This window comes from Paenibacillus sp. MER 180 (assembly GCF_023713665.1).
Taxonomy (GTDB): Bacteria; Bacillota; Bacilli; order Paenibacillales; family Paenibacillaceae; genus Paenibacillus_B; species Paenibacillus_B suaedae.
This window is the reverse complement of sequence record NZ_JAMAVT010000021.1, coordinates 99,375-106,904: the sequence shown is the minus strand read 5'-3', so window position 1 is coordinate 106,904 and position 7,530 is coordinate 99,375. Positions and strand designations below refer to the sequence as shown.

8 protein-coding genes are annotated in these 7,530 nt (G+C 42.5%); 5 read left to right on the top strand and 3 right to left on the bottom strand.

The window, feature by feature from the left end:
- Positions 1-386: 386 nt before the first annotated feature.
- The 4 genes from M3661_RS25450 to M3661_RS25435 all read left to right on the top strand — a co-directional run bounded on the left by M3661_RS25450 (position 387) and on the right by M3661_RS25435 (position 3,743).
- On the top strand, positions 387-944 hold the full coding sequence (locus M3661_RS25450; RefSeq protein ID WP_251489679.1) for a GNAT family N-acetyltransferase: 558 nt from the start codon (positions 387-389) through the stop codon (positions 942-944).
- A 207-nt stretch (positions 945-1,151) separates the two neighbouring features.
- Complete coding sequence (locus M3661_RS25445) at positions 1,152-1,652, top strand: GNAT family N-acetyltransferase (RefSeq protein ID WP_251489677.1); 501 nt, start codon at positions 1,152-1,154, stop codon at positions 1,650-1,652.
- A gap of 861 nt (positions 1,653-2,513) precedes the next feature.
- Positions 2,514-3,026 carry an RICIN domain-containing protein gene (locus M3661_RS25440; protein ID WP_251489675.1) on the top strand — a complete coding sequence of 171 codons (513 nt, stop codon included), beginning with the start codon at positions 2,514-2,516 and terminating at the stop codon, positions 3,024-3,026.
- Positions 3,027-3,194: 168 nt separating this feature from the next.
- On the top strand, positions 3,195-3,743 hold the full coding sequence (locus tag M3661_RS25435; RefSeq protein WP_251489673.1) for a hypothetical protein: 549 nt from the start codon (positions 3,195-3,197) through the stop codon (positions 3,741-3,743).
- A 396-nt stretch (positions 3,744-4,139) separates the two neighbouring features.
- Here the strand turns inward: M3661_RS25435 and M3661_RS25430 are convergent, their stop codons facing one another.
- Positions 4,140-4,325: a small acid-soluble spore protein H gene (locus M3661_RS25430; RefSeq protein ID WP_065290772.1), complete on the bottom strand. Its 186-nt coding sequence runs from the start codon at positions 4,323-4,325 to the stop codon at positions 4,140-4,142.
- Positions 4,326-4,403: 78 nt separating this feature from the next.
- Entirely contained in the window at positions 4,404-4,718 is a 315-nt protein-coding gene (locus M3661_RS25425; protein WP_065290771.1) for a DUF1904 family protein, read from the bottom strand.
- Positions 4,719-5,035: 317 nt separating this feature from the next.
- On the opposite strand from M3661_RS25425, the gene M3661_RS25420 reads away from it, so the two are divergent.
- Positions 5,036-5,638 (top strand): HD domain-containing protein, encoded by a 603-nt coding sequence (locus M3661_RS25420; RefSeq protein WP_251489671.1) that lies wholly within the window; start codon positions 5,036-5,038, stop codon positions 5,636-5,638.
- A 320-nt stretch (positions 5,639-5,958) separates the two neighbouring features.
- Here the strand turns inward: M3661_RS25420 and M3661_RS25415 are convergent, their stop codons facing one another.
- Positions 5,959-7,503 carry a flavocytochrome c gene (locus tag M3661_RS25415; RefSeq protein ID WP_251489669.1) on the bottom strand — a complete coding sequence of 515 codons (1,545 nt, stop codon included), beginning with the start codon at positions 7,501-7,503 and terminating at the stop codon, positions 5,959-5,961.
- Positions 7,504-7,530: the final 27 nt, after the last annotated feature.

The window sequence follows — 7,530 nt, the reverse complement described above, 5'->3', positions numbered from 1 at the left end:
ACTTCCCTGCTCGGTACGAGCATCTTCGCAAATTGCACTCAAACGATTGAACCGCCGTATACCGAACGGTACGTACGGTGGTGTGAGAGGTCGGCTACTCAATTAATGGGTAGCCTCCTACTCGATTGTAAAGAACGGTTTAGATTTGTTTGCTGTCTATCGACTCGATTCTCACATTGCTACAATCATTTAAAGCAGTATCGCTCTTGTATACTGCTAATGGATGTCCATTACGATGAACCGCTGCAGCCTGACATGATTATAGACACGGAGAATAATACCGTAGAAAGATGCACGGATGCATAGCTAACTTTATGACCACTAGGTTCGCCTATCCATATATGTTCGGGAGTTGAGGCAGATTTATAGAAAAGGAGAGGATTCGGATGAAGATCGATGGAGAGCGTGTAAGTCTTTCAAGGGTTACAGCTAATGACTTAGATTTTGTATGTGAACTAGAAACAAACAACGATATCTGGTTGTTTGAAGAAGATGTTGAATCCGATAAGGAGAAGGTTAGGCAAACGTATCTTGAAACAATGAATTCAACATCCCAATATAATTTTGTCATAACGAAGGAAGCCGATGGAAAGTCAATTCCTGTTGGCTTAGCTCAAATATGGAGTTACTCCGAACACCGAAAGAGTTGGGAATTCGGATTTGCGATAATCCCAGAATTCCAAGGACACGGTTACGGATTAGAAGCCATAAATCTATTACTTGATTTCTCATTCCATCAGTTAGGAGCTCATAAAGTCGTTGGTATGTGTAATTGTCACAATGTGAAATCCATGACCCTTATGGAGAAGTTAGGAATGAGAAGAGAAGGGACTTTCAAAGAGGAATTAATGTGGAAGAACCAATGGGTTGACCAGTATTTTTATTCAATACTCGATACCGAGTACATAAAAAAAGCGAACACATCTAACACCGTCCAACTGTAGATTTAAATATAAATTGCATTGACAAGATGGATTATGCCAATTCAAAAAACGGGCCATTTTGCGGAACAAGGGTTAGAAATCACAGGTGAAAAAGAGTTAGCTTTGGTGAATATTTTGTGTGCCCTATTTTGAGAATTATGGAAATGATATTTGGAATGTTTTAGGCCATATGTGAAAGTGGCTTGTCTTAGGAGAGGAGATAAATAAATGATCGAATTACGAAAAATAACCGGGGATAACATAGATGAATTAATAGCACTTGAAGTAGGAGAAAACCAGAAAGACTTTATACAAACTACTAACCTCAGAAGCTTTGCAGACGCTCATATGTTGAACGCAGACGGGATACCAGCGACTCCCATTGCTATTTATGCCGATGGAGTTGCGGTTGGATTTTTGATGTATATTTATGATACGTTGGATCATGAATCATTTGAAAATGAAGTTTTTTACGGTAAGAAGAGCTATTTTATATGGCATATTATGATTGAAAAGAGTTATCAGGGGAAAGGATATGGCAAACTTGCCTTTGAAAAAATGTTGATGGATATTGAAAATATGCCATATGGGGAAGCAGAATATGTAACCCTCTTTTATCGAACAAGTAATGCCATAGCTAAAACATTATACGCTTCATTTGGTTTCGTAGATACAGGTATCATTCAGGATAATTCGATGTTGGCGATTAAAAATCTAATAGGAAAATAACAGAATCCTTAGTAAAACAGGATCTCTAAGAAAGAAATGTTAGCTATCTACGTAGAATCACTACTCCTCCCAATCGGGGATAGAATGACCAATGCCCAGGTAAGTTTTTAAGTGAGTTCAATCATACAAAACAGTTATAGAAAAAAGTGCCTATCTTGGTGAAGGCACTTTTTGTTATGCAGCCGGCAATACACCGAATATCATTTATCCAAGATGCTCAATCAGGTTCGCAAACGGAACATCCTGCCATGTTCATCTATTTGGCAGTATCGTAAAATGTTCGATCAGTTCGTCCAGTTTTCAATTTGGCTTATAGAATCCCCACTAAATATTATTTGTTAACATCTTCATTTTTAGGGAATAGCCCCCTCCCTGGTTAAGGGATTTAATTAATAAAAATTTATTAAAGATGTAGTAAATAAGCGCAAATAATGATAGATTAAATCTGTTAGTAAAAACTGTCAATAGTGGTCATATATTCTTGTTATGAACATTTTTGCTTGCAGCAGTACCACCAATGTCACCGCCAACAAAACGAAGCGCAAGGCCCCAGTCATCCACGCTGATCCCGAGTTTGATCCTGAGCAGCATGTTAGCGGGATCGCGAGGAGCTCGACCCTATTTCACAACATTTTAGAAATATCAAGAGTAAAGTTTGTTCGCACCTCGATTTTGGGGGTGAAACAATAAAAGACCCTGGCTGCCAGGTTAGAGCCGATGAGGAACTATGTATTCCGAGAGGCTTAAGCCTATTCTTGGAGGTGAAACATGTATTGATCCTCGTTGTGCATCATGATTCATGACGAAACAATGATTGCGTTTCACAGCAGTACAAACCATATCATTGGGAGGCTGGTTAACTTGCAATATGGATTCAAACCCGGTAATCGGAATAAGGTATCGTTATTACGGAGGCTTCAATATTCGGTCGTCATGACATTGATGCTCTGTCTGTGCGTGCTGTTGAATAGTAGTCCTGTCTTTGCTGCTGCGCCGCTTGTACCGGATTCTATTCAAGGTGGGGAAAAGGGGCCTGTCTATATACAGACGGCTGTTGGCGGTAAAGATCAAGTACTCGATATACCGGACGGTAAAGCAAACGATGGGCAAAAGCTTCAAGTATATAATTTCGGAGGATATGGGAACCTTAACCAGGAATGGACGATGGTTGTAGCCTCAGATGGAACATTCCAGTTAAAATCCGTCAAGAATCCAGCTGTATGTATTGACAACACCAAGGGCTATGATGGCTGGAAAGCTAAATGGTTCGATGTTCTCAGTGTGAAAAGCTGTAACACCACTTCCGTTTCGCAGAAATTTTACGTTCAACGTGGCTCGAGTACTAGTGATACCTATGTAATTCGCAGCGTCTAAAGCGACTGGCAATGCGTGGATATCAAAGATGGCAATATCAATAACGGGGAATGGCCAATTAGGTACACTTGCGGCAACCCAGTTAAATCAAACCAAATATGGAAAATAAAACATTATACCGATAATAATTTTGACAATTATCTAAAGACTCTTGCCGATTTCCGTGCATTGAAAATGTATGACGATACGTCACCGCGAATTCTTTCGGTATACTACAATTCTGCATCTAGTCCAGTAACCTCGTTTTCTTCATACAAAACTGTTTCTGATGAAGCGATCTGGAACGGTACCAGTTCGGCAGTCAATAGAACTCTGAACTGGTCGACAACGAAGGTTAATCAGTACACGAATACAGTCTCATCAGAAATATCTGTAACGGTTGGAACAGGCAAGGATTCCCCGGTCAACGTTCAAGTAACAGCTAAATTGGGGTATGCCTGGTCGAACATGCAATCGACTGCAGTAATGGATGGCGGTAGTATGACATTCGTTATCAATCCAAACCAAGGCGGATGGATACTCCGAAGTCAGCTTGTTAGTCTTATTACCGGAACATTCACAATCGGTACCGACCTGGGAGTGACCTATACAACTCCTACGATGACCGGTACGATTCCTCTCTCTGAGGGTGCAGGCAGCAATACAAGCGTTATGGTAGCATGCACTACTGACAGCACTGATAGCAGGTGCCAGGCTACGAATCCTTTTCCAAAATAAAGAAATAAATCAAAAGCCGGAGTTCATGAAAGCCGCTCCGGCTTCCATCATAACGAGGGGATAGAGGAATGGTTGTAAAACTGCATGGGAAATCGAAGTTTGGTATCGTTCCATAAATTCCGTTAGTTTCGATGAGCCCTCATCCATAATCCACTATAACAGCTCGCATCGTACTAAACATGGCAAGCAACATGTCTACTACTTTATATTTCTTTGGACATTGATGAAAAGCCGGTTAATCCTTAGAGCAGGAAAACCGGAAAAAGGACGCATCAGATTTTCTGACTGCGGCTTTTTGTGATTTCCCTATATATTACCGTAAAGGGAATTAACGAATAACAAAAAGTGCCTATCTATAAAAAGGCACTTTTTGCTGAGCAGGCTCGACCGGCCATTCTATCCAAGATGCTCAATCAAGTTCGCTAAAGGAACATCCTGCTCCTGCTCTGGATCGTCAAGTGGATAAATTCGAGCAGATTCGTTGTCGGAATCTACATGCTGAATATAAACTTGTCTACCGTTGTAGGTTACGTTAGCCAGCATTGGAGAGCCTGCGATCTCTTGTGCGCGTTGTGCGTTCATGCCGATACCTCCTGCAATCATCATCTATACACTAGTGTGTGTAAATGAAATGGAAAATAATCGACATGAAACCCGTCATCATCTCAATGGCTTGCCTTCTTTATAATAATAGTGCGGATCGAGGATGATGAAGAAAATGTGAACGCCTGGATATCCTCGCTCTCGCAACATATGGTCGATGCTGGCGGCAACGGCGTCATGTGTTTCCTTGTCCCGTTGGAACATCATAATCTCGACCGAAAGCGGAGTGTTCGTTATAATATGAACATTCAGTACTTCAATCTTGACCTTCTCCGGCTCCACGCGAACAATCGAGGCAAACTCCTCTACAATGTTTGGTGTAATCTCTTCCACGAAGGCATCTGGAAAAGCTTTAAATCGAATGTATGGCATATAAATCCCTTCAATCTGTTCTAATGTTCAATATTGTGATTTTAGGCGCAAATCGATGGAAAAGTCAATTCCCTTGTATCGAAACAATGCAGAATACCTATATTCAGCAGCGGGGGCGTAAATCCTTTTTCTTTCCTTGAAGAGTAAAGACTCATTTATTTAATCATATTAACAAATAAACATGACTCGCTTCGATCCTGTTTGAAAGAATAGGATCTTTTTATTACACTTAAGAGATTCATAGCATAATACAGAGAAGACAATGACGCAACGGGAGCGAAGAAATGATGGAGAGACAATCGATGAGGACTCAATTGATGAATATACTTAACGTGGTTAATCTTGGTGAGAAGTTAAAGTCTGAACTGCGGCACAGCTGGCTGTCAAACGGCAGACAGGAGAGCGTGGCGGAGCACACGTGGAGAGTATCGCTCATGGCCATGCTGATTGAGCCGTATTTAGATCAAGAGATCGATACCGCCAAAATGCTGAAAATGATCATTATTCATGATTTAGTGGAAGCAGAAGCGAAAGATATCCCTGCATTCGATACGATGAACAACGAACAATTGCGAGAACAAAAGGCTCAAAATGAAATGAAAGCCATACAACGAATTCGGGAAACATTAAGAGGGGATCTAGGGCGAGACGTATATGACCTGTGGATCGAATTTGAACATAAGCAAACGTATGAAGCCAAGGTTGCAAATGTTTTGGATAAACTGGAAGCTCAAATCCAACACAATGAGGCGGATATAAGCACATGGATTGAAATCGAATACGAGATGAGCTTTATGATGGGGAAGCATACCGACTTTAGTCCTGTATTGACCCAGTTGAAAGAACTCATTGAAGAGGAAGCAGAGGATAAACTACAACGTGCAGGTATTGATGTAGAAAATCGCAAGAGTAAGAAATGAACGGCGGCCAATTTCTAGCCGATTGGCAATTGAAGCGAAAGTCCTAGCGCAAGCGATGATCCAGGTTGCGAATCAAGACCGTACAGGAATTGCTATCTACACCCCGAATCAAATAGAGAGCGCGGCAATATGAATATATCGCATATCATCGGGGACTAAGGCTACAAGCTATTTTAATGGGGTACAGATACACATCATCTAAAAATGACAATGACCCCGCCAGAACGCCAATGCGTCGGTGGGGTCATTCTGTGATGCAGCAATTTACTATTCAATCCTTGGGTAGGCTAATTTGATATTCCTCATAAAAGCTTTATCGCTTACTTGATCGATTTTGCATATTCAGCTGACTTCGTACCGGCTTGGCGACCGAAGATAATAATTTCCGCAACGGAGTTGCCTCCAATTCGATTCTCGCCATGCAATCCACCTGTCACTTCACCTGCAGCGAACAATCCTGGGATAGGCTTGCCGTCCTTGTCCAGCACTTCTGTATTCGTGTTGATTTTTACGCCACCCATGGTGTAGTGAATCCCTGGGCCGATTTTGATCGCATAGAATGGGGCAGCTGACAATTCATGATCCATCCCCGTTTTTCTGTCGAACTCCGCGTCTTTCTTATTTTTCACCGCACTGTTCCACGTATCGAGCGTTTTTTGCAGCTCTTCAGCCGGTACCTTAATTTCTTCTGCCAGCGCCTTGATCGAGTCTTTTGTTTTGACAAAACCCATCTTTTCGTACTGTTCGATGTCTTTTGCTCGTGAGCGGACACCCGCGTCAAATATAAGGAACGCGTTTTTCTCTGGCAGCTTTGTAATTGCAGTCGTTACACTGTCTCGAGCAGCCATCTCGTTAACGAATCGCTTCCCTTTGCTCGTAACGAGAATCGCACCTTCGCCGCGCACAACTTCACCAATCAGGTAGGAGTTTTCCTGCTGTACAGTAGGATGCACCTGAATTTGCTTCAAATCAACCGTAGTTCCGCCCATTTTCTCAACCATAGAGATGCCATCACCTGTGCTTCCCGGTTGGTTCGTTGTGACATAGCCTTTCAGGTCGGGACGAACTTCAGCAATGCGATTCATGTTGGCTCCAAAACCACCAGCTGTAATGACAACCGATTTTGCTGCAATCGTTTTTTCTCCATGCTGGCTGAATCCAACCTTCACTCCCGTTGCTTTGCCATTTGAACTTGTAATTTCTTTAACATCCGCATTTACAAAAACCGGAATGCCTTTTTCTTGTACATTTTTAAGCAAACCAGTCACGAGATACTGGCCCACGGCTGAACCGTCTTTGGGACGGTGGGTACGCTTCTCGCTCATGCCCCCGGTAATGGTTATATTGTTGAGTGTGATCCCGATAGAATCAAGCCAGTCGATTGCTTTGGCCGAATTGTCTACGAAGAAGTGGAGCATGTCCTTATTGTTCGTGTTATGTCCGCCTTTGAGCGTCTCTTCATAGAATAAGTCATTTTTATCCGAAATGCCTTGTTCCTTCTGGAACTTCGTTTCTGACGCATTCATACCCGATGATGCTTTGCTTGTATTGCCGCCTGCAACCGGCATTTTCTCAAGGATGACCGGGTTCATGCCAGCTGCCTTCGCCTCAAGCGCGGCAGTCATGCCAGCACCCCCCGCGCCAACGATGACGATATCGTAGCTATCCTTCAATTCCTCAAGCGGAGTATACTTCGCCGCTGAAGCACCTGATGTGGCATCTTTCTTCCCCTTATCCTTCTCTTCTTGTACTTTTTTGTTCTCGCCCGCATTTGTCTCGGGCTTCTTGCTTGCATTCCCACAGCCTGAAATGATAAGCAGCATAGAGAGCAAGAGAATCATGACGATGGTTGATTTTTTTTGCATGATGCGCAATCCTCCACGATGGAATCT

Bases quoted from the DNA above. Each gene is read 5' to 3' on its own strand.
- M3661_RS25450 (WP_251489679.1), top strand. From the start codon at position 387: ATGAAGATCGATGGAGAGCGTGTAAGTCTTTCAAGGGTTACAGCTAAT.
- M3661_RS25445 (WP_251489677.1), top strand. From the start codon at position 1,152: ATGATCGAATTACGAAAAATAACCGGGGATAACATAGATGAATTAATA.
- M3661_RS25430 (WP_065290772.1), bottom strand. From the start codon at position 4,325: ATGAACGCACAACGCGCACAAGAGATCGCAGGCTCTCCAATGCTGGCT.
- M3661_RS25425 (WP_065290771.1), bottom strand. From the start codon at position 4,718: ATGCCATACATTCGATTTAAAGCTTTTCCAGATGCCTTCGTGGAAGAG.
- M3661_RS25420 (WP_251489671.1), top strand. From the start codon at position 5,036: ATGAATATACTTAACGTGGTTAATCTTGGTGAGAAGTTAAAGTCTGAA.
- M3661_RS25415 (WP_251489669.1), bottom strand. From the start codon at position 7,503: ATGCAAAAAAAATCAACCATCGTCATGATTCTCTTGCTCTCTATGCTG.